Below are 24,296 nucleotides of genomic sequence, written 5' to 3'. Positions count from 1 at the left end.
TGCGCACTGACGCGCCACCCTCTGACCTGAGCGTGAGTGTGCAGGTCAGAGCCGCCCTCTCGCAGTCCCGAAGGACAAGACGCCATGGCCGCCACCCCGGAAAACCCCACTCCCGCCGCCGCCCGCCGCAAGACCGGGCGCCACCGTGGCGAGGGTCAGTGGGCCGTGGGGCACTTCACCCCCCTGAACGGCAATGAGCAGTTCAAGAAGGACGACGACGGTCTCAATGTGCGGACACGCATTGAGACGGTCTACTCGAAGCGCGGCTTCGACTCCATCGACCCCAACGACCTGCGCGGACGCATGCGCTGGTGGGGCCTCTACACCCAGCGCAAGCAGGGCCTGGACGGCACCAAGACGGGCGTGCTGGAGCCGGAGGAGCTGGACGACGAGTACTTCATGCTCCGCGTCCGCATCGACGGCGGCCGGCTGACCACCGAGCAGCTGCGGGTCATCGGCGAGATCTCCGAGGAGTTCGCCCGGGGCACGGCCGACATCACGGACCGGCAGAACGTCCAGTACCACTGGATCCGCATCGAGGACGTCCCCGAGATCTGGAACCGCCTGGAGGCGGTCGGCCTGTCCACCACCGAGGCGTGCGGCGACACCCCGCGTGTCATCCTCGGCTCCCCGGTGGCCGGCATCGCCGCCGACGAGATCATCGACGGCACGCCCGCCATCGACGAGATCCACCGGCGGATCGTCGGCAACAAGGACTTCTCCAACCTGCCCCGCAAGTTCAAGTCCGCGGTCTCCGGCTCGCCGCTGCTCGACGTGGCGCACGAGATCAACGACATCGCCTTCGTCGGCGTGCACCACCCCGAGCACGGCCCCGGCTTCGACGTCTGGGTCGGCGGCGGCCTCTCCACCAACCCCAAGCTCGGCGTCCGCCTCGGCACCTGGGTCTCCCTCGACGAGGTCCCGGACGTCTACGAGGGCGTCATCTCGATCTTCCGCGACTACGGCTACCGCCGGCTGCGCAACCGCGCCCGCCTGAAGTTCCTCGTCGCCGACTGGGGCCCGGAGAAGTTCCGCCAGGTCCTGCAGGACGAGTACCTGAAGCGCGAGCTGACGGACGGCCCCGCCCCCGAGCAGCCCGCCGGCCAGTGGCGCGACCACGTCGGTGTCCACCGCCAGAAGGACGGCCGCTTCTACGTCGGCTTCGCGCCGCGCGTCGGCCGCGTCGACGGACCCACCCTGACGAAGATCGCCGCCATCGCCGAGACGTACGGCTCCGGCCGCCTGCGCACCACCGCCGAGCAGAAGATGCTCGTCCTCGACATCGAGGAGGCGCAGGTCGAGGGCATCGTCTCCGCGCTGGAGGCGCTGGACCTGCGGGTCACCCCCTCGCCGTTCCGGCGCGGCACGATGGCCTGCACCGGCATCGAGTTCTGCAAGCTCGCGATCGTCGAGACGAAGGGCCGCGGCTCCTCGCTCATCGACGAACTGGAGCGCCGCCTGCCGGAGTTCGACGAGCCGCTGACGATCAACATCAACGGCTGCCCGAACGCCTGCGCCCGCATCCAGGTGGCGGACATCGGCCTCAAGGGCCAGCTGGTCCTGGACGACGACGGCAACCGCGTCGAGGGCTACCAGGTGCACCTGGGCGGCGCCCTCGGCCTGGAGGCCGGCTTCGGCCGCAAGGTCCGCGGCCTCAAGGTCACCGCGGCCGAGCTCCCCGACTACGTGGAGCGGGTCCTCACGCGCTTCCAGGCGGAGCGCGAGGACGGCGAGCGTTTCGCGACCTGGACGGCCCGCGCCTCCGAGGAGTCGCTGTCATGAGCGAGCGAGCCGCCCCGTTCTTCTGCCCCTACTGCGGCGACGAGGACCTGCGTCCCAACGAGCAGGGTCACGGCGCCTGGGAATGCGCCGCGTGCAGCCGGGCCTTCCAGTTGAAGTTCCTGGGGCTGCTCGCCCCGGCGACTTCGAGCGGTACCACTGGAGGGGAAGACATATGACGATCACTCAGGAAGCCACCGCGGCCGACCTCAAGGCACTCGCCGAGCAGGCCGGCCGTGATCTGGAGGACGCCCCCGCGCTGGAGATCCTCCGGTGGGCCGTGGACACCTTCGGCGACCGGTTCTGCGTCACCTCCTCCATGGAGGACGCGGTCGTCGCCCACCTGGCCTCCCGGGTCCGGCCCGGCGTCGACGTCGTCTTCCTCGACACGGGCTACCACTTCGAGGAGACCATCGGCACCCGCGACGCCGTGGACGCCGTCATGGACGTCAACGTCATCACGCTGACCCCGCGTCGGACCGTGGCCGAGCAGGACGCCGAGTACGGCCCCAGGCTGCACGACCGCAACCCCGACCTGTGCTGCGCGCTGCGCAAGGTCAAGCCGCTGGAGGAGGGCCTGACCGCGTACCGCGCGTGGGCCACCGGCCTGCGCCGCGACGAGTCCCCCACCCGGGCGAACACCCCGGTCGTCGGCTGGGACGAGAAGCGGCAGAAGGTCAAGATCTCCCCCATCGCCCGCTGGACGCAGGACGACGTCGACGCCTACGTCATGGAGCACGGTGTCCTCACCAACCCGCTCCTGATGGACGGTTACGCCTCCGTCGGCTGCGCCCCCTGCACCCGCCGCGTCGTGGAGGGCGAGGACGCCCGCGCCGGACGCTGGGCGGGCCGCGCCAAGACCGAATGCGGGATCCACGGCTGATGACCACCACCCCTCAGACCTCCCAGACCTCCCAGGAGAACCACGTGACCGGTGCCACCATCTGGCTCACCGGCCTGCCGAGCGCCGGTAAGACGACCATCGCGTACGAGCTGGCCGGCCGGCTCCGCGACGAGGGCCACCGCGTCGAGATCCTCGACGGCGACGAGATCCGCGAGTTCCTCTCGGCCGGCCTCGGCTTCACCCGCGAGGACCGGCACACCAACGTGCAGCGCATCGGCTTCGTCGCCGAGCTGCTCGCCTCGCACGGCGTGAAGGTCCTGGTCCCGGTCATCGCCCCGTACGCCGACAGCCGCGAGGCGGTCCGCAAGCGCCACCAGGCCGAGGGCACCGCCTTCGTCGAGGTGCACGTGGCCACCCCGGTGGACGTCTGCTCGGTCCGCGACGTGAAGGGCCTCTACGCCAAGCAGGCCGCGGGCGAGATCTCCGGCCTCACCGGAGTCGACGACCCGTACGAGGCGCCCGAGACCCCCGATCTGCGGATCGAGTCCCAGAACCAGACCGTGCAGGAGTCCGCGGCGCAGCTCCACGCGCTGCTCACCGAGAGGGGTCTGCTGTGACCACCGTCGTCAACGTCCACGAGGCGACCGGCAGCCCGTTCGCGCTGTCGCACCTCGACTCCCTGGAGTCCGAGGCCGTCCACATCTTCCGTGAGGTGGCGGGCGAGTTCGAGCGGCCGGTGATCCTCTTCTCCGGCGGCAAGGACTCGATCGTCATGCTGCACCTGGCGCTGAAGGCGTTCGCGCCGGCGCCGGTGCCCTTCACGCTGCTGCACGTCGACACCGGGCACAACTTCCCCGAGGTCCTCGCCTACCGCGACCGCGTGGTGGCCGAGCACGGGCTCCGCCTGCACGTCGCCTCCGTCCAGGAGTACATCGACGCGGGCAAGCTGCGCGAGCGCCCCGACGGCACCCGCAACCCGCTGCAGACCGTCCCGCTGACCGAGGCGATCCAGCAGCACCGCTTCGACGCGGTCTTCGGCGGCGGCCGCCGCGACGAGGAGAAGGCCCGCGCCAAGGAGCGGGTGTTCTCGCTGCGCGACGAGTTCTCGCAGTGGGACCCGCGCCGCCAGCGCCCCGAGCTGTGGCAGCTCTACAACGGCCGCCACGCCCCCGGCGAGCACGTGCGCGTCTTCCCCCTCTCCAACTGGACCGAGCTGGACGTCTGGCAGTACATCGCCCGCGAGGGCATCGAACTGCCGGAGATCTACTTCGCCCACGAGCGCGAGGTCTTCGCCCGCAGCGGCATGTGGCTGACGGCCGGCGAGTGGGGCGGGCCCAAGGAGACCGAGACGGTCGAGAAGCGGCTCATCCGCTACCGCACGGTCGGCGACATGTCCTGCACCGGCGCCGTCGACTCCGACGCCACCACGCTCGACGCCGTCATCGCCGAGATCGCCGCCTCCCGCCTCACCGAGCGGGGCGCGACCCGCGCCGACGACAAGATGTCCGAGGCCGCGATGGAAGACCGCAAGCGCGAAGGGTACTTCTAATGAGCACGTCCACCGAGCAGTTCGCCGACGTCTCGGCCACCACCCTGCTGCGTTTCGCCACCGCCGGTTCCGTCGACGACGGCAAGTCCACCCTGGTGGGCCGGCTCCTGCACGACTCCAAGTCGGTCCTCACCGACCAGCTGGAGGCCGTGGAGGCCGCGTCCCTCAAGCGCGGCCAGGAGGCGCCCGACCTGGCGCTGCTCACCGACGGCCTGCGGGCCGAACGCGAGCAGGGCATCACCATCGACGTGGCCTACCGCTACTTCGCCACCGCCCGCCGCCGGTTCATCCTCGCCGACACCCCCGGGCACGTGCAGTACACCCGCAACATGGTCACCGGCGCCTCCACGGCCGAACTGGCCGTCGTCCTCGTCGACGCCCGCAACGGCGTCGTCGAACAGACCCGCCGCCACGCCGCCGTCGCCGCCCTCCTGCGCGTCCCGCACGTCGTCCTCGCCGTCAACAAGATGGACCTCGTCGACTACGCCGAGCCCGTCTTCGCCGCCATCGCCGAGGAGTTCACCACCTACGCCTCCGAGCTGGGCGTCCCGGAGATCACCGCGATCCCGATCTCGGCGCTCGCCGGCGACAACGTGGTGGAGCCGTCCGCGCACATGGACTGGTACGGCGGCCCGACGGTCCTGGAGCACCTGGAGACGGTCCCGGTCAGCCACGACCTGACGGCCTGCCACGCACGCTTCCCGGTCCAGTACGTGATCCGCCCGCAGACCGCCGAACACCCCGACTACCGGGGCTACGCCGGTCAGATCGCGGCCGGCGCCTTCCGCGTCGGCGAGGAGATCACGGTCCTGCCGTCGGGGAAGACGTCCACGATCACCGGGATCGACGCGCTCGGCGAGTCGGTGGACATCGCCTGGGCCCCGCAGTCGGTCACCATCCGGCTCGCCGACGACATCGACATCTCGCGCGGCGACCTGCTCGCCCCGGTCGGTGACGCCCCGGCCACCAGCCAGGACGTCGAGGCGACGGTCTGCCACGTGGCCGACCACCCGCTCGCCGTGGGCCAGCGGGTCCTGCTCAAGCACACGACCCGCACGGTCAAGGCGATCGTCAAGGAGATCCCGTCGCGGCTGACCCTCGACGACCTGTCCCAGCACCCGAACCCCGGGCAGCTGGTCGCCAACGACATCGGCCGGGTCGTCGTCCGCACGGCCGAGCCGCTCGCGCTCGACGCGTACGCGGACTCCCGGCGCACCGGTTCGTTCCTGCTGATCGATCCGGCCGACGGCACCACACTCGCGGCGGGCATGGCGGGCGAGTCCTTCGCCACGACCAGGACCGTCACCGCGGTGAACGAGGAAGAAGGGTGGGACTTCTGACATGAACCAGGACTTCTACGCCACCTTTGCGAAGGAGGGCGGCCGGGTGGGCTCCGGCGCCCTCGGCGCGGGCCGGGGAGGTGTCGCGCGATGTGCGTGCTGACCTCGATGCACCGCGTGAGCGGTGCGACACGGCTCCACCCGCTCCACCCCGAACGACATAAACGCAGACTTCGCAGAAGCTGAATCGAGGGGAACACTTCCCGTGCCTGCCACCACCCGTACCACCCTGCGCCGCGGCCTGGCCGCCGCCGCCGCCCTGCCGCTGCTGATCGGCGCACTCGCCTCCTGCGGCTACGGCTCCGAGGCCAAGAACGACGAGAAGAAGGTGGCCGCCGAGGGCGAGAAGCTCTCCGCCGACACCGTACGGCTCGGGTACTTCCCCAATCTGACGCACGCCACCGCGCTCGTCGGTGACCAGGAGGGCATCCTCCAGAAGGAGCTGGGCGGCACCAAGCTGGTGTCCACCACCTTCAACGCGGGTCCGTCCGAGATCGAGGCGCTCAACGCCGACTCGATCGACATCGGCTTCATCGGCCCCTCGCCGTCCATCAACGGCTACGTCAAGACCAAGGGTTCCAACCTCCGCATCGTCGGCGGCTCCGCCTCCGGTGGCGTGAAGCTCGTGGTGAACCCGGCGAAGATCAAGACCCTGGACGACCTCAAGGGCAAGAGGATCGCCACCCCGCAGCTCGGCAACACGCAGGACGTGGCCTTCCTCAACTGGATCTCCGAGAAGGGCTGGAAGGTCGACGCCCAGAGCGGCAAGGGCGACGTCTCCGTGGTCCGCACGGACAACAAGGTCACCCCGAACGCCTACGCCTCCGGCGCGATCGACGGCGCCTGGGTGCCCGAGCCGACCGCGTCGAAGCTGGTCAGCGATGGCGCGAAGGTCCTGATCAACGAGTCCGACCTGTGGCCGGACAAGAAGTTCGTGATCACGAACATCATCGTGTCGCAGAAGTTCCTGAAGGCGCACCCGGACGTCGTCGAGGCGTTCCTGCGCGGCGCGGTGAAGACCAACGAGTGGATCAACGCCAACCCGGACAAGGCCAAGGCGTCGGCCAACGCCAAGCTCAAGGGCCTCTCGGGCAAGGCGCTGGGTGACAAGGTGATCGACGCCGCCTGGCCGTCCATCCAGTTCACCAACGACCCGCTGGCGGCCACCCTGCAGGCCCAGGCCGACCACGCGGTGAAGGCGGGTCTCCTGGAGAAGCCCGAGCTGTCCGGCATCTACGACCTGAAGCCGCTCAACAAGGTCCTGAAGGCCGCGGGCCAGCCCGAGGTCTCCGACGCCGGTCTCGGCGCGAAGTAACAGCCCGCAGCTCATTCCCAGGAGGTGACGACCATGGCCACGACCGCGACGCTCGCCAAGGCCGAGGACCGTGCGGCGGTGACTCATGCCGCCCGTATCGAGCATGTCTCCAAGTCCTTCGGCGGACCCGCCGGCGGGCAGCTCGTCCTCGACGACATCACACTCGATGTCGCCCCCGGCGAGTTCGTCACCCTCCTGGGCGCCTCGGGCTGCGGTAAGTCCACGCTGCTCAACCTGGTCGCCGGGCTCGACCGGCCGTCCGCGGGGTCCATCGAGACCCCCGGCGGCCGGCCGGCCCTGATGTTCCAGGAGCACGCCCTCTTCCCGTGGCTGACCGCGGGCAAGAACATCGAACTGGCCCTGCGGCTGCGCGGGGTGGCCAAGGCCGACCGCCGTACCGAGGCCGAGCGGCTGCTCGACCTGGTGCGGCTCGGCGGCTCGTACGACAAGCGGGTCCACGAGCTGTCCGGCGGCATGCGCCAGCGCGTCGCGCTGGCCCGCGCGCTCGCCCAGGACAGCGACCTGCTGCTGATGGACGAGCCGTTCGCGGCGCTCGACGCCATCACCCGGGACGTGCTGCACGACGAGCTGACCCGGATCTGGCGGGAGACGAAGCTGTCGGTGCTCTTCGTCACCCACAACGTGCGCGAGGCCGTGCGGCTGGCCGAGCGTGTCGTCCTCCTCTCCTCGCGGCCCGGCCGGATCGCGCACGAGTGGACCATCGACATTCCTCAGCCGCGCCGCATCGAGGACTCCGACGTCGCGGAGCTGTCCCTCGAGATCACCGAGCAACTGCGTGGGGAGATCCGCCGCCATGGCCAGCACTGAAGCCACTCCGAAGGCTCAGAAGACCGACGACCTCGCCGGCCTCGAAGCCGGCCTGGACGCGCTCGACAGTGTGCAGATCCGGCGGACCCCGGTCCGTGAGGTGCTGCTCAAGAAGGTCCTCCCGCCGATCGTCGCCGTCGCGCTCGTCCTGGTCGTGTGGCAGCTGCTGGTCACGCTGAAGGTGACGGACGAGTACAAGCTGCCCGCCCCGTCCGCGGTGTGGGACAGCCTGACCGCGATGTGGAAGGAGGGGACGCTCCTCAGCGTCCTGTGGACCAGCGTGTCCCGGGCGCTGTACGGATTCGTCCTGGCGCTCGCGATCGGCACCCCGCTGGGGCTGCTGGTCTCCCGGGTGAAGTTCGTGCGGGCGGCGATCGGGCCGATCCTCGCGGGTCTCCAGTCGCTCCCGTCGGTCGCCTGGGTGGCACCCGCCGTCCTGTGGCTCGGCCTCAACGACAGCATGATGTACGCGGTGATCCTGCTGGGCGCCGTCCCGTCCATCGCCAACGGTCTGGTCGCCGGCGTCGACCAGGTCCCGCCGTTGTTCCTGCGGGCCGGCCAGACGCTCGGCGCGACGGGCCTCAGGGGCGCCTGGTACATCGTGATGCCGGCCGCGCTCCCCGGCTACCTGGCCGGTCTCAAGCAGGGCTGGGCGTTCTCGTGGCGTTCGCTGATGGCCGCGGAGATCATCGCGTCCTCCCCGGACCTGGGCCTCGGCCTCGGCCAGCTCCTGGAGAACGGCCGGAACAACATCGACATGGCCGGCATCTTCCTGGCGATCATCCTGATCCTGATCGTCGGCATCGCCATCGACCTGCTGATCTTCAGTCCGCTGGAGCGCGCGGTGCTGCGCCGCCGCGGTCTGCTGACGAAGAGCTGAGCCGTCCTGTGAACCGCCCCGTCCTTCTCGTCGTCGCCCACGGCAGCCGCGATCCGCGGCACGCGGCGACCGTCCAGGCGCTGGTGCGCCGGGCCGGTGCGCTGCGGCCGGGGCTGCGCGTGGAGACCGCGTTCCTGGAGTTCAACCTGCCCTCGGTGACGGGGGTGCTCGAACGGCTCGCCGCCGACGGGGTGCGGGACGTGGTGGCGCTGCCGCTGCTGCTGACCCGCGCCTTCCACGCGAAGGCGGACATCCCCGCCGTCCTGCGGCAGGCCCCGCCCTCGCTGCGGATCCGCCAGGCGGAGGTCCTCGGGCCCTCGCCGCTGCTGATCGCGGCGGTGGAACGGCGGCTGTACGAGGCCGGGCTCACGCCCGGCGACAAGAGCGCGACCGGGGTCGTCCTGGCCTCGGCGGGCTCCACAGACCCGGAGGCGATCGCGGTGATCGCAGAAACGGCGCGGGAGCTGCGGCGCACCGGTTGGTGCTCCGTGCGGCCCGCGTTCGCCTCCGCATCCCTTCCCCGTACGGAGGAGGCCGTCCGGGCCCTGCGCTCGGAGGCCGGTGTCCGTCGGGTGGCGGTCGCGCCGTACGTGATCGCCCCGGGACGTCTTCCGGACCGCATCGCGGCCGGCGCCGCCGACGCGGACGTCCTCGCGGACGTCCTGGGCCCCTCCCCCGAACTGGCCTCGCTGCTCGTGGAGCGGTACGAGGAGGCGGCCCGGGCGGACGCCCGCGTGGCCGTCGCCGGCTGACCCCCACCCACCGCGGCCGCGCCGGCGTGGCCGCGTACCTCCGTCAGCCCTTCGGGTTCCGGCCGCCGGCCGCCAGGGCCCGGGTGAAGGGCGGGGCGTCGTCGGGGACGTCGACGGCGGCGGCGAAGCCCTCGTACTGCCGGTAGATCTCCGCGTGTTCCTCGACGACGCCGAGGACGAAGACCGCCGTCGCCTCGGGGAGGTGGAAGTCCTGCCCCGTGGAGCGGGCCAGGTCCCAGCCGTGCAGGGCGAGTTCCTTGACGAGCAGCGAGGCGATCGTGGTGGCCGGCATGGCCGCGGAGCCGAGGTCGACCTCTCCTTCCCACGCTTCGGGCCGTTCCCAGGCGGCGAGGGCGCGGTCGAGCCGGTCCGCGTACGCCTCGGCCCAGTCGGCCTCGGCGGTGAAGTCCCGCTGGACGGTCTCCTCGGGGAGCTGCGTGCGCAGGGCCCGGTGTTCGAGGCCGTGGGCGGAGTAGAGGACGAGGTGGTTGGCGAGCTCGCGGACCGTCCAGTCGGCGCAGACGGACGGGGTGGCGAGCTGCTCGGCGGTGACGGCGCGGGCGACCCGGCGCGCCTCGGTGGCGCAGACGGTGAGGTGGGTGTGGATCTCGTTCATGCCGTCGACGCTACGGAGCGGTCGGCCGCGCGGTCTTGAAGTTTCGCGACAGTCGGGGCGGGCCTCAGCCGAAGTCGAGGCCGCCGGTGCGGGTCCGCTTGAGTTCGAAGAGGTCGGGGTGGCCGGCCAGGACGCGGAAGCTGTCGAAGAGTTCGGCGGCCCGTTCGCCGCGCGGGACGGCGCGCAGGACCGGGCCGAACCAGACGGTGCCGTCGACGTGGATCGTGGGCGTGCCGACGTACGCCTCGGCGTCGGGGTCCTTGCCGGCGTCGTGGCTGCGGCGGACGGTCTCGTCGTACGCCGGGTCGTGGGCGGCGTCGGCGAGCGCGGCGGGGAGGCCGAGTTCGGCGAGCGACTCGGCGATCACCGCGTCGAAGTCCCTCCGCTTCTGCTCGTGGATGCGCGTGCCGTACGCGGTGTAGAGCGGGCGCAGGATCTGCTCGCCGTGCTGCTCGGCGGCGGCCGCGGCCACCCGGACCGGCCCGATCGAGGCGTCGACGAGCTCGCGGTACCAGTCGGGCAGGGTGTTGCCCTCGTTGTGGAAGTACAGGCTCATGACCTTGAAGCGGAGGTCGATGTCCCGTCGTTGCTCGACCTCCAGGATCCAGCGGGAGGTGATCCACGCGAAGGGGCAGGCGGGGTCGAAGTAGAAGTCGACGGTGGGCCGGGGCACGGTCTCGGTGGTCGTCATAGGTCGAATCTAGCCACCGGGTGGCCTGCTGCTCTGGTCCAATCACGGGCTGTCGCAGTGGGCCACTTCGTGGGTCAGTCCTCGTGGGTCATCTCGATGAGCTTGCGGACGGTGTTCCAGTTCCGGGCGGTGGCGACGAGCCCCTTCACGACGGCCGGGCGGCCGACGACTTCGGCCAGCCTGGACCGTCCGAGGCCGTCGGGGGCGTAGAGGTAGAGCACCCGGTCGCCGAGGGCGAAGTCCTCGGGGAGGTAGGCGTCGCGGTCGATCGAGGCGAAGCGCTCCGGGTCGGCGGGCCCGGAGTAGTAGACGGCGTGGAGCTGCTTGCCCTCCAGCTCCGCGGCCGGGAACGGGCAGGCCGCGGCGACGGCGGCCAGGTACGCGCCGTCGCGGACGAGGCAGTCGACGCGGAAGCCGAAGCGGCTCTCGATCGCGTCCTCCAGCTCGGTGGTGAGCGCGGCCTCGGAGGCATCCGAGTCGGTGGTGAAGGCCGCGTTCCCGCTCTGGAGGTAGGTGCGGACGTCCCGGTGCCCGAGCTCCTCGAGGACGGACCGGAGCTCCGCCATGGGGACCTTCCGGTGTCCACTCACATTGATCCCGCGGAGCAGGGCCGCGTATGTCGTCGCCATGGACCCAATCTAGGTGGCCACCGCGCCGCGTGGGGGGCGGCACGGTGGCCGGTTCGAACACTGTCCGATGGAGGGGATCAGGGAGAAGACCCTTCACCCATCTGTGACTTATTCAACAAGGTTTCGTAATGACGAATCCATCATTTGCGCTGATAGCGGGCGAGGACCCGGTTGCCGTCCGTCACCAGTCTTCTGCGCAGCTCGTCCGCGTCGATGGCGCCGCTGTAGTACTCCTGGAAGGCCGGGGTCGCCACCTTGTCCTTCCATTCCGGATAGCCGCGCACCGACTGCGCGGGCGCCGGGCGCAGCCGCTCGGCGACCGCGGCCCCGGTGGCCCAGCCGTCCCGCTCGGTGTGCAGGGAGGGGTCGGCGAGCGCGGCCGTGCCGGTGGGCAGCATCCAGTCGCCGCGGGCGAGCCGCACCATGTTCTCCGGCCGCAGGAGGAAGTCGAGGAAGCGGGCCGCCTCCTTCTTGTACGGGGTGGCCTCGGCGATCGACAGGGTCTGCGGGGAGACGCCCTGGGTGAGCCCGGCGGCGCCGGCGGGGGCCGGCAGCACCGTCCACTCGAATCCCGCGGGGGCCTGCTGCGCGATCTGCTGCCGGTAGGCGAAGCCCAGCGGCACCATGGCGTACTTGGCGGCGAAGAACCCGGGCAGGGTGTCGGAACCGCCGCTGCCGAGCGTCGTGCGCGGGGCGGTGCGATCGGTGACCACCTGGTCGTGGATGGTGCCGGGGACGACGGTGTCGGCCTCGGTCAGCCGGAGGGTCACCCGGCCGTCCCCGTCGCGGTGGAAGAGCCGGCCGCCCGCGGAGAGCCCCAGGTTGAGACTGACGGAGACGGGTTCCTTGAGCGGCCAGGCGACGGCGTACCGGCCGGGGCCCATGGTCCGGGTGAGGTCCTGGGTGATCCGGCGGAACTCGGGCCAGGTCCAGGGGTGGTCCGGCGTGGGGACACGGACACCGGAGGACTCCAGGATCTTCCGGTTGGCGATGATCACGCGCGGTTCCTGGAGGAAGGGCACGCCGTACACGCCCTCGCCGAAGGTGGTGGTCTCCCAGCTGCGGGCGGGGATGTCGGCGCGCAGCCGCTCGGACAGCAGCGGGCGCAGGTCGGCGAGGTCGCCGCCGTAGGCGAAGTCGGCCAGGTCGTCGGAGGCGTCGTGGATGATGTCGGGCGCCTCGCCGCCCTCGAAGGAGGTGAGGAGCTGGTCGTGGACGGAGTCCCAGCTGCCCTGGACGTACTCGACCTGGATGTCGGGGTGGGCGGCGTTCCACTCCTTCACCAGCCGCTTGTTGGCGTCGACGGACTCCTGCTGCCAGGCGAGCGACTGGAAGCGGAGCCGTACGACGCCGTCGTCGGGACCGTCGGCCCCGGCGGTGCAGCCGGTGAGGAGCAGCGCGAGCGCGGCGGCGCAGGCCGCTCCCCTCCGCAGGACGCCGGCCCGTCCCGTTACCCCGGCCCGTCCCGGTACCCCGGCCCGGCTCACGACTTCACCGCCCCGGTCAGCATGCCGCCGGTGATCCGCCGCTGGAGGACGGCGAAGACGAGGAGGGACGGGAGGGTGGCGAGGAAGGCCGCGGCCGCCAGCGGGCCGAGGTCGGCGACGCCCTCGGCGCCGAGGAAGTGGGTGAGGACGACCGGCAGGGTCTGCTTCTCCGCGCTCTTGAGGAGGACGAGCGCGAAGAAGAACTCGTTCCACGCGGTGACGAAGGCGAAGAGCGCGGTGGCGACGATGCCGGGCCCGAGGAGCGGGGCGGTGACCGAGACGAGGGTACGGAGCCGGCCGGCGCCGTCGACGGCGGCGGCCTCCTCCAGTTCGGCCGGGACCGCGCTGACGTATCCCCTCAGCATCCAGAGGGCGAAGGGCAGCGACCAGACCACGTAGACCATGACGAGTCCGGCGACGCTGTCGATCAGGTGCAGGTTCTTGAGGACCAGGAAGAGCGGGATGATCACCAGGACGAAGGGGAACGCCTGGCTGATCACCACCCAGCCGGTCGCGGCCGTGGCGAGCCGGCCCCGTCGGCGGGCCGTCACATAGGCGAGGGGGGTGGCGACCGCCACCGCGATCACGGCCGCGGCGACCGCGGCGACCAGGCTGTTCGCGGCGGCCCTGAGCAGCGGCTGTTCGTCGAACGCCTGGCGGAAGTTGGCGAGCGTGGGGTCCTTCGGGATCCAGGTGGGGTGCAGTGAGGCCAGCTCGGGGGCGGGCTTGAAGGCGGTGGAGACCAGCCAGAGGAAGGGGAAGGCGAGGAAGACCAGGTACGCGAGGAGGGCGAGGTACTGCCCGATCCGCGCGGGTCCGCTCGCCTTGAGGGCGCTCACCGGTCCTGGTCCCCTTTCAGCCGTCGTACGAGGGAGAGGGCGATGAGCACCGAGACGGCGGCGATCATCACGCACCCCATCGCGGCGGCGTAGCCGAACTGTCCGTAGCGGAACGCCTCCTCATAGGCGAAGAGCATCGGGAGCCGGGTGCGGCCGCCGGGCCCGCCGTTGGTCAGCACGTAGACCAGGGCGAAGGAGTTGAAGTTCCAGATGAGGTTGAGGGCGGTGATGGCGAGGGCGACCGGTCGCAGCGCGGGCCAGGTGACGGCGCGGAAGCGGCGCCAGGCCCCGGCGCCGTCGAGGGCGGCTGCCTCGTGGAGTTCGCGCGGGGTGTTCTGGAGTCCGGCGAGGAGGGCGACGGTGGTCTGCGGCATACCGGCCCACACGCCGACGACGATCACCGCCGGGAGGGCGGTGGCGAGCCCGGAGAGCCAGTCGTGCCCCGCGCCGAGGCCGAGGTCCCGGAGGGTCTCGTTGAGGATGCCCGCGTCCGGGTTGTAGACGAGCCGCCACATGATGCCGACGACGACCTCCGGCATCGCCCAGGGGACGATGGCGAGCGCCCGCGCCAACCAGCGGAAGCGGGGTTCCTGGTCGAGCAGGAGGGCGAGGCCGAGGCCGAGCAGGAACTGGGGCACCGTGACCCCGACGGCCCAGAGCAGGCCGATGCGGAACGACTCCCAGAAGAGGGTGTCGTGCAGCAGGTCCTGGAAGTTGAGGGTGCCCACCCACCGGGTGGCCTGGGTGCGGCCGGACTGGGCGTCGGTGAAGGCGAGCGCGACGCCGTAGAGGAGCGGTCCGACGCTGAGGACGAGGATCGGCAGGAGCGCCGGGAGCACCAGGAACCAGGCGCCGACGTCGGGGCGGCGCGGGCGCTCGTCCCGGGCGGCACGCGGTGGGCGCGTCCTGCCCGGCCGCTTCGCCGCGGTCGTCGAGCTCACCGATACGACCCCCGTCCGTCCGCCCCCGGGCTCGGCCGGGGGCTCCCGTCGTCGCCGTGGGAACCCCGTCATGGTCCTGACGGCCCGTCGGCCCGTCAAGGTGACCTGCGCGGTGAGCTGCGCGGATGCGAGACTTTGGCGCAAAGGCACGGGTAAGGGAGAGGTCGATGGACGAGGCGCGGGCACGGGAGATCCTGGCGGCGGCGGGGCTGCCGGTCGCGGAGGCGCGGCTGCTCGCCCTGGGGGAGAACGCGGTCTTCGCCGTGGGCGAGCTCGTGGTGAAGGTCGGCCGGGACGCGGAACTGCTGGAGCGGGCCGAGCGGGAGCTCGCGCTGGCCTCCTGGCTGGAGGCGGCGGGGGTGCCGGCCGTCCGGGCGGCCGAGGAGAAGCCCAGGCTCGTCGAGGGGCATCCGGTGACGTCGTGGCACCGGCTGCCGGAGGCGGTGCGGCCCACCGAGCCCCGCGATCTGGCGCCGCTGCTCCGCGCGGTGCACGCGCTGCCGGAGCCGGTGGATCTCGCGCTCCCCCGCCGTGACCTGCTCGGCGGGGTCGAGCGGTGGCTGCGGCTCGCGGGCGACGCGATCGACCCGGCGGACGCGGCGTTCCTGCGGGAGCGGCGTGATGCCTTCGCTCCGGCGGCCGCCGCCCTGACCCCGCACCTGGATCCGGGGCCGATCCACGGTGACGCCCTGCCCCGGAACGTCCACGTCGGTCCGGACGGCCCGGTCCTGGTGGACCTGGAGACCTTCTCGTCCGATCTGCGGGAGCACGACCTCGTGGTGCTCGCCCTCTCGCGGGACCGGTACGGCCTCGACCCGGCCGCCTACGACGCCTTCACGGTGGCGTACGGCTGGGACGTCCGGGAGTGGGAGGGGTGCGCGGTGCTGCGCGGGGCGCGGGAGACCGCGAGCTGCGCCTGGGTGGCGCAGCACGCGCCGGCGAACCCGAAGGCGCTGGCCGAATTCGAGCGGCGGGTGGCCTCGCTGCGGGACGGCGACCCCGAGGTCCGCTGGTACGCGTTCTGACATCATGACCCCCGGCGCGAACAGGACTGCTACGAACGGGGTGTTGAGATGCGGGTACAGCTGTCCGAGGTGTCGCTCGACGTCGAGGTGAGCGGTGAGGGGCCGGCCGTGCTGCTCGTGCACGGCTTCCCCGACAGCCATCACCTCTGGCGCCACCAGGTCGCGGCCCTCACGGCGGCCGGCTTCCGGTGCGTCACGCCGACCCTGCGGGGTTTCGGCACGTCGGACCGTCCCGAGGGCGGCACCGAGGCGTACCACCCGGCGAAGCACGTCGGCGACCTGCTCGAACTCCTCGCCCGGCTGGACCTCGACCGGGTCCATCTGGTGGGCCACGACTGGGGTTCGGGCATCGCCCAGGGCCTCGCCGGGGTGGTGCCGGACCGGGTGCGGAGCCTGAGCCTGCTGTCGGTGGGGCATCTGGGCGCCATCCGGGCCGCCGGCTGGGAGCAGAGGCAGCGGTCCTGGTACATGGTGCTGTTCCAGCTGGCCGGGGTGGCCGAGGACTGGCTGGCGCGGGACGACTTCGCCAACCTGCGCGAGATGCTGGGCGAGCACCCGGACGCGGAGGCCGTGATCGCGCCGCTGCGCGCGCCGGGCGCGCTGACGGCCGCGCTGAACATCTACCGCGCGGGCCTGCCGCCGGAGGTCCAGTTCGGCGCCGCCGTGCCGCTGTCGCCGCTGCCGGAGACGCTGCCGGTGCTGGGGCTCTGGTCCACCGGCGACCGGTTCCTGACCGAGCGCTCGATGGCGGGCACGGCCGAGTACGTCAGCGGGTCCTGGCGCTACGAGCGGGTCGAGGAGGCGGGCCACTGGCTCCAGCTCGACCAGCCGGAGCGGGTGAACGAGCTGCTGCTCTCCTTCCTCAAGGAGAACGGCTAACCCGCCACCGTCACCGCCTCGCGCAGGGGCCACGTGGGGTCGACGACCGCCTCCGCGTCGCCCTTGCCGCGCAGGAACGCCTGGAAGTTCTCGGCCCAGGCGCGGTACCAGTCGATCTGCCGCTCGTGGAGCTCCGCCGGGTCCAGCTCGGCCACCTGCCGGTGCCGCCGGGCTATCGCGACGGCGACCCGGACGGCGGCGAGCGCGTCGGCGGCCGCCTGGTGGGCGGCTTCGAGGACCACGCCGTACTCCCCGCAGACCGCTTCCAGGGTGCGCTTGCCGCGCCGGTAGCGGTCGACGGCCCGGTCGATGGTGTAGGGGTCGACGACCGGGCCGATGCCCGCCCCGCCGAGCCGCTCGGCCAGCGAGGGCAGTCCGTGGCGGCGCAGTTCCGCGGCGAGGAGCGTGAGGTCGAAGGAGGCGTTGTACGCCACGACCGGGACGCCGTCCTCCCAGTACTGGGCGAGGGCCGCCGCGATCTCGTCGGCGACCTCGCGCACCGGGCGGCCCTCGGCCGCCGCGCGCTCGGTGCTGATGCCGTGGATCGCGGACGCCTGCTCCGGGATGCGGATGCCCGGGTCGGCGAGCCAGTCCCGCCGGCGTGTGACCCGCCCCCCGCCGTCGACCTCGACGATCGAGGCCGTGACGATCCGGGCCTCCAGCGGTTCCGTGCCGGTCGTCTCCAGGTCGAAGCCGACCAGCGTGTCGCCGTGCCAAGCCATCGGGTCCTCCTTACGTGATCTCCCCCGTGGTGCTGACCACCCTCGCACGCGCCACTGACAACGCCCCCGGAACCCCCCGGCGAGGGCTCAGGAGACGGGCCGGGAGTCGAGCCAGACGGACTCGAACTCCTCCCGGTAGGTCTCGAAGAGTCCGTGATCGCCGTCACGTGCCTGGCCGTGGCGCACCACGTTCCGCCCGCCGCCGCGCAGGACGAGGACCGGCGCCTCCATGCCCCGGGCCCGGCGCAGGTAGGACTGGACGACGCCGACGCCGTCCGGGCCGTCGCCGTCGACCAGGTAGGCGGTGAAGCGGGGGGTCTCGTCGAAGACGTGGATCTGGAAGGCGCCCGGGTCGCGCAGCTTCGAGCGGACCCGGCGCATGTGCAGGATGTTCATCTCGACGGAGCGGCTCAGTTCGCCCTTCTTGAGGCCGAGCTCGCGTTCGCGCCGCTTGACGGCGCTGCTCGCGGGGTTGAGGAAGAGGAGCCGGGTGCGGCAGCCGGACTCGGCGAGCCGGACCATGCGGCGGCCGGAGAAGTTCTGCACGAGCAGATTGAGACCTATGCCGGTGGCGTCGAGGCGGCGGGCCCCGCCGAAGAGGTCCTCGGCGGGCAGCTGCCGCTGGAGCCGGACCCGGTCGGGGTGGACGGAGACCACGTCCGCGTACCGGTCGCCGACGAGGTCCTCGACCGCGTCGACGGGCAGCCGGTCGGCGGACGGCACCCCGGCGCCGCTGCCGAGGATCTCCAGGATGCGGGCGGAGGCCCGCTCCGACTGGGCGAGGACGGTGAGCGAGAGGGCCCGGTTGCGGGAGACCACGTTGCGCGTGACCTCCAGCTCGTCGAGGGCGAGTTCGACCTCGCGCCGGTCGTCGAAGTAGGGCTCGAAGCAGGGCCAGTGCTGCACCATCAGCTCGCGCAGCTGCGGCAGCGTGAGGAAGCTGAGGACGTTGTCGTCGGCCGGGTCGAGGAGGTAGCCCTTGCGCCGGGAGACCTCGCGGACGGCGACCGCCCGCTGCACCCATTCCTGTCCGGCGGGTCCGGCCGCGGCCACCACCCACTCCTCGCCGTGCACGGGCTCGTACACGGGGCGCAGGACGGCGGCGACCACGGCCCGCAGCCGCTGCTCGACGAGGTTCAGCCAGATGTAGGCGCGGCCGGCCCGCTGGGCGCGGGTGCGGACCTCGCTCCACGCCTCGGCGCCCCAGTCGATTTCCGCCCCGATCTCCACCGGCCGGGCGACGGTGACCGCGCCGGGCGGTGCGACCGTGCCGGCCTGCGCCTCGGCTGGGTCGGCCGGACCCCCTTCGTGACCCGCGTCACCTGGGGGCAGCTCCAGACCTCCCGAGCTCACCCGCGCACCGCCTTCTGCTCCTGGAAGCCCGTTTCGACCACTCCGACAACGATCAAGGAAGGGTACTCCGCGAGCGGGAGGCGGTGCAGCAGGATCGTCAGGCTCCTTGCTCAACTGCCCAGATCGGGCTGCCCGTTCTGGGAGGCGAGATCGGGCGGAGTGAGCGGATTCATAGCGGTTACGTCCCTGGGTGCGAGCTGGAAGCCCTGCCAGTGGACCGGCATCGGCTGCTGGTCCTCGTCCCGGGCGATGTGGTGGAACCCGATGTTGACCCAGACGGTCGGTTTGGTCAGAGCCTCCCCGTTGACCCATTTGTCCACGCTGTCACCGGCGCCGGCCGCGCAGTTGCCGATGTTGTTGCTCGCGTACTGCTCACAGGCGCGGGCCTGGGTGAAGTACACGTCGTGCTTGGTGAAGCCGCGTCCGGCGTGGGTGTCGGTGTGGCCGGGCACGATCTCGTAGGAGCGGGCGTGGCCGTCGGCGTTCTTGCCGGTGCCGCTGACCACGCGCCACCAGCGCATGTTCCTGGCGTCCCCGGCGAGTTCCTTGCCGACGACGGTGCGCTGGGTCTTCACGGTCGGGCCGCCGCCGCCGGCCGCCGGGGCGGTGACGGTGGAGTCGTACTGCTCGATGCGGTCCTTGGTGGAGCCGTCCAGGCCGAAGTCGAGCTTCCAGAAGACGTTGTGGGCATGGCTGGTGGCGTAGCCGCGGGCGCCCTTGCCGAGGGGCCAGCCGCGGCCGTCGGTGGCGTTGTAGTCGACCGGCGAAAGGCTGCCGGTGGCACCGACGTTGGCGCCGATGGTGCCGTCGGCGGAGAAGCGCCACTCGGAGATGTACTCGTACCAGCCGACCTTGTTCACCGTGTAGAGGAGGAAGTCCTTGGCCTGGGCCTGGTAGACCTTGGCGCCGTTGTCGCTGGCCATGCGGTACGCGTGGCCGCGGGCCCGGGTGGTGGTGCACAGGCCCTTGACCTGGCCGACCTCGGGCACCTTGACCGTGGTCAGGGTGCCGCCGGGGCATTCGGCCGGCTTGAGGTTCTGCAGGCCCCAGCCGAAGCCGGCGCCGGTGAGGTCGTCGTACTCGGCCCCGCCGTCGTCGTAGGGCACGTGGATCTGGGCGAGTCGGGCGCTGCCGAGGACCCGGATGGGGGCGGCGGCGCCGGGCGGCTGGTAGGTGACCCCGTCGAGGACGAGCCCGGCGTCGGTGCTGTAGCGCCAGCACATGCGCCAGACGGCGCCGCCGTCCAGCTTCTGCGTGATGTGGTACGCGGCGGAGCAGCCGGGCTGGGCGGGGCTCGCGGTGCGGGTCGGGGCGGGCGGGTTGGGTGCGGCGGTGGCGCCGGTGGCGGGCCCCGCGGCGGCGGTGGCGGTGCCGAGGAGGGCGGCCGCGGTCAGGACGGCGCCCCGGCGGCGGGTGCGCCGGATTCGCTGGGTGGACATGGGAACGTACTCCCTCGTACGGAGGAACGGCAGGTGAGGACCGGGGCGGCGGTGGTCAGCCGACGCGGGTGACGGTCCTGGCGGAGAGGTCGACGATCAGGTTGCGGGTGTCGATCCAGGCCCCGTTGAGGACCTTGGTGACGAGCCGGACGCAGCGGTGCTCGCCGCAACGGGCGAGCTGCGGGGGCACGTTCGCCTCGCGATAGGGGCGGTAGACGTCACCGTTGAACCACAGCTGCGCGGTGGAGGTGAGCTCCTTGCCGGTGGCGTCCTCGAAGTCCTCCTTGACGCCCTTGCCGAGCGGGCTCGCGAGGATCAGCTCCAGGGCCTCGCGCAGCTCCTCGGGGTGGGCGGAGGGCTGGACCCCGCGCTGTGTCCCGGACTTCTCGACCTTCCCGGTGTCGAGGTTGACGGTCCGGGTGACGAGCTCGTCCCGGGCGTAGTCGTAGAACCGCACGTCGGCGCGGCGCGTGGTGTCCCCCGGCACCGGGTCGGCGAGTTCGGTGCCCAGGTGCTGCGGGCCCCGGCCGCCCTCGACGTTCTGCTGGGCGGCGGCCGCGGGCGGCGTCAGCGCCAGCGCCTCGGCCCGGGCGAGCTCGTCGTCGGTGAGCGGGTCGCTGCCCACGCCCTTGGCCCCCTCGGCCGCCGGGGGCGCCACGGTCGCGGGCGCGGGCGCGGAGCCCTGCCCCTGCGCTCCGGGCTTCCCCTCGCCGTTGCCGCCCGCTTCCCCGCTTCCTCCGCCACCGCCGGTCGCTCCGTCGAGCGTGGTGCCACCCACGGTCCCGGGCGGGGCCGCCCCCACGGAAACCCCCGGCAGGGTGATCGCGACCGCGACGGCGGTTCCCGTCACCGCCATGGCCGCTCCGGCCACCACCTTCCCCAGGTGGCGACGCGCTATTTCGTACACACTTCCCCCTCTTTCCCCCTCTTGGTCTGCGGTCACCCGGTAGGACGGGGTGAAGTCCTAGGAGGTTGCCCCAGTTTCGGGCAGGATCTGGCCGAGGAACACCCACAAAACCCGGACAGAAGAGGAAGAGTCGAATCCATGCAAGTCTGGCCGGGACAGGCGTACCCCCTGGGCGCCACCTATGACGGAGCGGGAACCAATTTCGCGGTCTTCTCGGAGGCCGCCCACCGGATCGAGCTGTGCCTGCTCCACGACGACGGTTCGGAGACGGCGGTGGAGCTGCGCGAGACGGACGCGTTCGTCCGGCACGCCTATCTGCCGGGTGTGATGCCCGGTCAGCGGTACGGGTTCCGGGTGCACGGCCCGTACGCGCCGGAGCAGGGGCTGCGCTGCAACGCGGCGAAGCTGCTCCTCGACCCGTACGCGCGCGCGGTGTCGGGGCAGGTGAAGTGGGGCGAGGCGGTGTACGGCTACCCGTTCGGGCGGCCGGACGCGCGCAACGACCTCGACTCGGGCCCGCACACGATGACCTCGGTCGTGGTCAATCCGTACTTCGACTGGGGCGACGACCGGCGCCCGCGCACCGAGTACCACCACACGGTGATCTACGAGGCCCATGTGAAGGGCCTGACGATGCTCCACCCGGACCTTCCGGAGGAGCTGCGCGGCACGTACGCGGGGCTCGCGCACCCCTCGGTCATCGGCCACCTGAAGGAACTGGGCGTCACGGCCCTCGAACTGATGCCCGTCCACCAGTTCGTCAACGACCACCGGCTGGTGGACGCGGGGCTGTCCAACTACTGGGGCTACAACACGATCGGCTTCTTCGCCCCGCACAACGCGTACGCGTCCTGGGGCGACCGGGGCCAGCAGGTCCTGGAGTTCAAGTCGGCGGTGCGGGCGCTGCACCAGGCGGGCATCGAGGTCATCCTCGACGTCGTCTACAACCACACCGCCGAGGGCAACCACCTCGGCCCGACCCTCTCCATGCGGGGCCTGGACAACCCCTCGTACTACCGGCTGTCGAACGACCCCCGCTACTACATGGACACCACCGGCACCGGGAACTCGCTGCTCATGCGGTCCCCGCACGTCCTCCAGATGATCATGGACAGCCTGCGGTACTGGGTGACCGAGATGCACGTGGACGGCTTCCGCTTCGACCTGGCGGCCACCCTGGCCCGGCAGTTCCACGAGGTGGACCGGCTGTCGTCGTTCTTCGACCTGGTGCAGCAGGACCCGGTGGTGAGCCAGGTGAAGCTGATCGCCGAGCCCTGGGACGTCGGCGAGGGCGGCTACCAGGTGGGCAACTTCCCGCCGCTGTGGACCGAGTGGAACGGCAAGTACCGGGACTGCGTACGGGATCTGTGGCGGGGCGAGCCCCGGACGCTCGCCGAGTTCGCCTCCCGGCTGACCGGCTCCTCCGACCTCTACCAGGACGACGGCCGACGCCCGCTCGCCTCGGTCAACTTCGTGACCTGCCACGACGGTTTCACCCTGCGCGACCTCGTCTCGTACAACGACAAGCACAACGAGGCGAACGGCGAGGGCAACCGGGACGGCGAGAGCCACAACCGGTCCTGGAACTGCGGTGTGGAGGGCGAGTCCGAGGACGTCGGGATCGCCGAGCTGCGCGCCCGCCAGACGCGCAACTTCCTCGCCACCCTGATGCTGTCGCAGGGCGTGCCGATGCTCAGCCACGGCGACGAGTTCGGCCGGACGCAGGGCGGCAACAACAACGCGTACTGCCAGGACAACGAGGTGTCCTGGGTGCGGTGGCCGAAGGAGAACAGCGAGGCGGAGGCCACGCTGCTCCGGTTCACCCGGGCGATGGTCCGGCTGCGGCGGGACCATCCGGTCTTCCGGCGCCGCCGCTTCTTCCACGGCCGGCCGGTGGAGGGCACCCACGACGAGCTCACCGACATCGCCTGGTTCACGCCCGAGGGCGAGGAGATGACGTCCCGCGACTGGCAGGCGGCGCACGCCCAGGCGCTGACCGTCTTCCTCAACGGGAACGCCATCTCGGAGCCGGGCACCCAGGGCGAGCGGATCGCCGACGACTCCTTCCTGCTGATGTTCAACGCCTCCGCCGAGGAGCTGGAGTTCGCGGTCCCCGACAGCCACGGACGCTGCTGGCGGATGGTCGTGGACACCTCCGACCCGGAGGGCATGCCGCCGCACGAGGGCCCGGAGCTCGCGGGGGGCGAGCGGGTGACGCTGGCGCCGCTCAGCCTGACCGTTCTGCGCCGGCCGGCCTGAGGACGGCGCCCTCCGGCGTACGCGGCCGCGGCACCGGGATCCGCGCCGACCAGGACAGCACCGCGCAGGCCGCGGCCGCCCCCACCGCCACCGCGAAGGCGGCGGGGGCGCCGCGGCCCTCGGCGAGCCGCCCGGAGAGCGCCAGGGCGAGGGCCTGGCCGCCGACGATCCCGCTGGTGAGGAAAGCCATGGACTCGGCGAGCCGGGCGGCCGGCACGGTCCGCTCGGTGAGTCCGAAGACGGTGATCAGGTGCGGGGCGTAGGCGGCGCCGAGGACGACGACGACCGCGTACAGCGCGCCGAGGGAGCCGACGAACAGCAGCGGCACGGAGAGCACGACGAGCCCCGCGGTCGCGGCCCGCCAGCGGGTCGTCAGTCCGACGCGGGCGGGCACGGCCGCCATCGACAGGCCGACGGCGGCGCTCATCACCCCCATCGCCGCGTAGACGAGTCCGGCCTGGGCGGGCGCCCCGAGCTCCTCGGTGAGCGCGGTGATCCCGGCCTGCGAGGCGCCGAACATGGCGCCCTGGAGGACCATCGTGCCGCGCAGGGCGTACGCCGAGCCCGGCAGCCGCGTCCGTTCGGCGGCACTCTTCCGGGTGGAAGCGGACCGCTCGGGGGCGGTCGCCCGGGCCGTGGGATGCAGGGCGAAGGCGGAGCCGCAGACGACGAGCAGGAGCGCCGCCGCGAGGAGCGCCGCGGCCGGGTGGGCCAGGGCCGCGGCGAGACCGACGAAGGCCGGGCCGAGGACGAAGGACACCTCGTCGAGGGTGCCCTCGAAGGAGAGCACCGCGCCGACGAGCCGGTCGTCCGCCCCGGAGCGGCGCGCGAGGGCCACCGACCGGGTCCGGGCGAGCGGTCCGACCTGGGGGACGGTGGCGCCGGCGAGCACGCCGAGCGCCATGAGCCCGCCGGTGGGCGCCTGGGCGAGCGCGGCGAGGACCAGGGCGGCGACGGCGACCGCGTTCGCGAGGGAGGCGGCGAGGACCACCCCGCGCTGGCCGTGCCGGTCGGCGAGGCGGCCGACGAGCGGTCCGGCGACGGTCTGTCCGGCGGCGAGCGCGCCGCCCGTGAGGCCCGCCGTGGCGAGGGAACCGCTCGTCTCGGCGACCAGGAGCAGGCTGCCGAGCTGGCACATGGCGGTGGGAAGCCGGCCGAGGAAGGAGACGACCGGCAGGACCGGTCCGAGCAGGGACAGCGTGTCGCGATACATCCGGAGCAT

At 72.1% G+C, this 24,296-nt stretch carries 24 protein-coding genes; 13 read left to right on the top strand and 11 right to left on the bottom strand.

The window, feature by feature from the left end; translation table 11 throughout:
• Window positions 1–84: 84 nt before the first annotated feature.
• The 10 genes from ACFVZH_RS21610 (at window position 85) to ACFVZH_RS21565 (ending at window position 9,287) form a co-directional block, all read left to right on the top strand.
• Complete coding sequence (locus tag ACFVZH_RS21610) at window positions 85–1,782, top strand: nitrite/sulfite reductase (RefSeq protein ID WP_384899236.1); 1,698 nt, start codon at window positions 85–87, stop codon at window positions 1,780–1,782.
• Entirely contained in the window at window positions 1,779–1,958 is a 180-nt protein-coding gene (locus tag ACFVZH_RS21605; protein ID WP_366309831.1) for a hypothetical protein, read from the top strand. The genes ACFVZH_RS21610 and ACFVZH_RS21605 overlap by 4 nt, the downstream gene beginning before the upstream one ends.
• Entirely contained in the window at window positions 1,955–2,662 is a 708-nt protein-coding gene (locus tag ACFVZH_RS21600) for a phosphoadenylyl-sulfate reductase (RefSeq protein WP_384899234.1), read from the top strand. The genes ACFVZH_RS21605 and ACFVZH_RS21600 overlap by 4 nt, the downstream gene beginning before the upstream one ends.
• Window positions 2,662–3,240, top strand: a complete 579-nt coding sequence (cysC, locus tag ACFVZH_RS21595) for an adenylyl-sulfate kinase (RefSeq protein WP_376481238.1) — start codon at window positions 2,662–2,664, stop codon at window positions 3,238–3,240. The genes ACFVZH_RS21600 and cysC overlap by 1 nt, the downstream gene beginning before the upstream one ends.
• Window positions 3,237–4,172, top strand: a complete 936-nt coding sequence (cysD, locus tag ACFVZH_RS21590) for a sulfate adenylyltransferase subunit CysD (RefSeq protein ID WP_384899232.1) — start codon at window positions 3,237–3,239, stop codon at window positions 4,170–4,172. Before cysC ends, cysD begins: the two co-directional genes overlap by 4 nt.
• Window positions 4,172–5,512: a sulfate adenylyltransferase subunit 1 gene (locus ACFVZH_RS21585; RefSeq protein ID WP_384899230.1), complete on the top strand. Its 1,341-nt coding sequence runs from the start codon at window positions 4,172–4,174 to the stop codon at window positions 5,510–5,512. The genes cysD and ACFVZH_RS21585 overlap by 1 nt, the downstream gene beginning before the upstream one ends.
• Before the next feature lie 205 nt (window positions 5,513–5,717).
• Window positions 5,718–6,827, top strand: a complete 1,110-nt coding sequence (locus ACFVZH_RS21580; protein WP_384899228.1) for an aliphatic sulfonate ABC transporter substrate-binding protein — start codon at window positions 5,718–5,720, stop codon at window positions 6,825–6,827.
• A 33-nt stretch (window positions 6,828–6,860) separates the two neighbouring features.
• Complete coding sequence (locus ACFVZH_RS21575) at window positions 6,861–7,655, top strand: ABC transporter ATP-binding protein (protein WP_384899226.1); 795 nt, start codon at window positions 6,861–6,863, stop codon at window positions 7,653–7,655.
• Complete coding sequence (locus ACFVZH_RS21570; RefSeq protein ID WP_384899224.1) at window positions 7,642–8,535, top strand: ABC transporter permease; 894 nt, start codon at window positions 7,642–7,644, stop codon at window positions 8,533–8,535. Before ACFVZH_RS21575 ends, ACFVZH_RS21570 begins: the two co-directional genes overlap by 14 nt.
• 8 nt (window positions 8,536–8,543) lie before the next feature.
• A complete protein-coding gene (locus ACFVZH_RS21565) occupies window positions 8,544–9,287 on the top strand; it encodes a sirohydrochlorin chelatase (RefSeq protein ID WP_384899222.1) in 744 nt (247 codons plus the stop codon).
• Window positions 9,288–9,330: 43 nt separating this feature from the next.
• On the opposite strand, the gene ACFVZH_RS21560 is transcribed toward ACFVZH_RS21565, so the two are convergent.
• The 6 genes from ACFVZH_RS21560 to ACFVZH_RS21535 all read right to left on the bottom strand — a co-directional run bounded on the left by ACFVZH_RS21560 (window position 9,331) and on the right by ACFVZH_RS21535 (window position 14,562).
• Entirely contained in the window at window positions 9,331–9,903 is a 573-nt protein-coding gene (locus tag ACFVZH_RS21560) for a TIGR03086 family metal-binding protein (protein ID WP_384899220.1), read from the bottom strand.
• Window positions 9,904–9,967: 64 nt separating this feature from the next.
• On the bottom strand, window positions 9,968–10,594 hold the full coding sequence (locus ACFVZH_RS21555; protein WP_384899218.1) for a DsbA family protein: 627 nt from the start codon (window positions 10,592–10,594) through the stop codon (window positions 9,968–9,970).
• Window positions 10,595–10,668: 74 nt separating this feature from the next.
• Window positions 10,669–11,223, bottom strand: a complete 555-nt coding sequence (locus ACFVZH_RS21550) for a DUF1697 domain-containing protein (RefSeq protein WP_384899216.1) — start codon at window positions 11,221–11,223, stop codon at window positions 10,669–10,671.
• A 140-nt stretch (window positions 11,224–11,363) separates the two neighbouring features.
• Window positions 11,364–12,656, bottom strand: a complete 1,293-nt coding sequence (locus ACFVZH_RS21545; protein WP_384899436.1) for an ABC transporter substrate-binding protein — start codon at window positions 12,654–12,656, stop codon at window positions 11,364–11,366.
• 50 nt (window positions 12,657–12,706) lie between these two features.
• On the bottom strand, window positions 12,707–13,549 hold the full coding sequence (locus ACFVZH_RS21540; RefSeq protein ID WP_384899214.1) for a carbohydrate ABC transporter permease: 843 nt from the start codon (window positions 13,547–13,549) through the stop codon (window positions 12,707–12,709).
• Window positions 13,546–14,562 (bottom strand): carbohydrate ABC transporter permease, encoded by a 1,017-nt coding sequence (locus tag ACFVZH_RS21535; RefSeq protein ID WP_384899212.1) that lies wholly within the window; start codon window positions 14,560–14,562, stop codon window positions 13,546–13,548. The genes ACFVZH_RS21540 and ACFVZH_RS21535 overlap by 4 nt, the downstream gene beginning before the upstream one ends.
• Before the next feature lie 95 nt (window positions 14,563–14,657).
• Here ACFVZH_RS21535 and ACFVZH_RS21530 point away from each other — a divergent pair, with 95 nt between their 5' ends.
• Both ACFVZH_RS21530 and ACFVZH_RS21525 read left to right on the top strand, forming a co-directional pair.
• Window positions 14,658–15,515: a phosphotransferase enzyme family protein gene (locus tag ACFVZH_RS21530; RefSeq protein ID WP_384899210.1), complete on the top strand. Its 858-nt coding sequence runs from the start codon at window positions 14,658–14,660 to the stop codon at window positions 15,513–15,515.
• A 48-nt stretch (window positions 15,516–15,563) separates the two neighbouring features.
• Window positions 15,564–16,394 (top strand): alpha/beta fold hydrolase, encoded by an 831-nt coding sequence (locus tag ACFVZH_RS21525; protein WP_384899208.1) that lies wholly within the window; start codon window positions 15,564–15,566, stop codon window positions 16,392–16,394.
• Here the strand turns inward: ACFVZH_RS21525 and ACFVZH_RS21520 are convergent.
• The 4 genes from ACFVZH_RS21520 to ACFVZH_RS21505 form a co-directional block, all read right to left on the bottom strand.
• Window positions 16,391–17,116: a 3'-5' exonuclease gene (locus ACFVZH_RS21520; protein WP_384899206.1), complete on the bottom strand. Its 726-nt coding sequence runs from the start codon at window positions 17,114–17,116 to the stop codon at window positions 16,391–16,393. The genes ACFVZH_RS21525 and ACFVZH_RS21520 overlap by 4 nt on opposite strands.
• Window positions 17,117–17,203: 87 nt before the next feature.
• Window positions 17,204–18,469, bottom strand: coding sequence for an SAV2148 family HEPN domain-containing protein (locus ACFVZH_RS21515; protein WP_384899204.1), 1,266 nt, complete (start codon window positions 18,467–18,469; stop codon window positions 17,204–17,206).
• A 110-nt stretch (window positions 18,470–18,579) separates the two neighbouring features.
• A complete protein-coding gene (locus tag ACFVZH_RS21510) occupies window positions 18,580–19,908 on the bottom strand; it encodes a copper amine oxidase (protein ID WP_384899202.1) in 1,329 nt (442 codons plus the stop codon).
• Window positions 19,909–19,963: 55 nt separating this feature from the next.
• Window positions 19,964–20,815, bottom strand: a complete 852-nt coding sequence (locus ACFVZH_RS21505) for a Tat pathway signal sequence domain protein (RefSeq protein ID WP_384899201.1) — start codon at window positions 20,813–20,815, stop codon at window positions 19,964–19,966.
• A gap of 138 nt (window positions 20,816–20,953) precedes the next feature.
• Here ACFVZH_RS21505 and glgX point away from each other — a divergent pair, with 138 nt between their 5' ends.
• Window positions 20,954–23,074, top strand: coding sequence for a glycogen debranching protein GlgX (gene glgX / locus ACFVZH_RS21500; protein WP_384899199.1), 2,121 nt, complete (start codon window positions 20,954–20,956; stop codon window positions 23,072–23,074).
• On the opposite strand, the gene ACFVZH_RS21495 is transcribed toward glgX, so the two are convergent.
• A complete protein-coding gene (locus tag ACFVZH_RS21495) occupies window positions 23,043–24,287 on the bottom strand; it encodes an MFS transporter (RefSeq protein WP_384899434.1) in 1,245 nt (414 codons plus the stop codon). The two genes, glgX and ACFVZH_RS21495, sit on opposite strands and share 32 nt — an antisense overlap.
• Between the last annotated feature and the right edge of the window lie 9 nt (window positions 24,288–24,296).

Source organism: Streptomyces sp. NPDC059534, assembly GCF_042743475.1.
Lineage (GTDB): Bacteria > Actinomycetota > Actinomycetes > Streptomycetales > Streptomycetaceae > Streptomyces.
Note: the sequence above shows the minus strand (reverse complement) of the source record. Positions and strands in the feature narration are given on the sequence as shown.

Excerpts from the sequence above, each read along its gene's own strand:
- ACFVZH_RS21560 (WP_384899220.1), bottom strand. The coding sequence starts at position 9,903 with ATGAACGAGATCCACACCCACCTCACCGTCTGCGCCACCGAGGCGCGC.
- ACFVZH_RS21525 (WP_384899208.1), top strand. The coding sequence starts at position 15,564 with ATGCGGGTACAGCTGTCCGAGGTGTCGCTCGACGTCGAGGTGAGCGGT.
- ACFVZH_RS21600 (WP_384899234.1), top strand. The coding sequence starts at position 1,955 with ATGACGATCACTCAGGAAGCCACCGCGGCCGACCTCAAGGCACTCGCC.
- ACFVZH_RS21530 (WP_384899210.1), top strand. The coding sequence starts at position 14,658 with ATGGACGAGGCGCGGGCACGGGAGATCCTGGCGGCGGCGGGGCTGCCG.
- ACFVZH_RS21605 (WP_366309831.1), top strand. The coding sequence starts at position 1,779 with ATGAGCGAGCGAGCCGCCCCGTTCTTCTGCCCCTACTGCGGCGACGAG.
- ACFVZH_RS21610 (WP_384899236.1), top strand. The coding sequence starts at position 85 with ATGGCCGCCACCCCGGAAAACCCCACTCCCGCCGCCGCCCGCCGCAAG.
- ACFVZH_RS21535 (WP_384899212.1), bottom strand. The coding sequence starts at position 14,562 with ATGACGGGGTTCCCACGGCGACGACGGGAGCCCCCGGCCGAGCCCGGG.
- ACFVZH_RS21570 (WP_384899224.1), top strand. The coding sequence starts at position 7,642 with ATGGCCAGCACTGAAGCCACTCCGAAGGCTCAGAAGACCGACGACCTC.
- glgX (WP_384899199.1), top strand. The coding sequence starts at position 20,954 with ATGCAAGTCTGGCCGGGACAGGCGTACCCCCTGGGCGCCACCTATGAC.
- ACFVZH_RS21510 (WP_384899202.1), bottom strand. The coding sequence starts at position 19,908 with ATGTCCACCCAGCGAATCCGGCGCACCCGCCGCCGGGGCGCCGTCCTG.
- ACFVZH_RS21520 (WP_384899206.1), bottom strand. The coding sequence starts at position 17,116 with ATGGCTTGGCACGGCGACACGCTGGTCGGCTTCGACCTGGAGACGACC.
- ACFVZH_RS21585 (WP_384899230.1), top strand. The coding sequence starts at position 4,172 with ATGAGCACGTCCACCGAGCAGTTCGCCGACGTCTCGGCCACCACCCTG.
- ACFVZH_RS21495 (WP_384899434.1), bottom strand. The coding sequence starts at position 24,287 with ATGTATCGCGACACGCTGTCCCTGCTCGGACCGGTCCTGCCGGTCGTC.
- ACFVZH_RS21575 (WP_384899226.1), top strand. The coding sequence starts at position 6,861 with ATGGCCACGACCGCGACGCTCGCCAAGGCCGAGGACCGTGCGGCGGTG.
- cysC (WP_376481238.1), top strand. The coding sequence starts at position 2,662 with ATGACCACCACCCCTCAGACCTCCCAGACCTCCCAGGAGAACCACGTG.
- ACFVZH_RS21550 (WP_384899216.1), bottom strand. The coding sequence starts at position 11,223 with ATGGCGACGACATACGCGGCCCTGCTCCGCGGGATCAATGTGAGTGGA.
- ACFVZH_RS21555 (WP_384899218.1), bottom strand. The coding sequence starts at position 10,594 with ATGACGACCACCGAGACCGTGCCCCGGCCCACCGTCGACTTCTACTTC.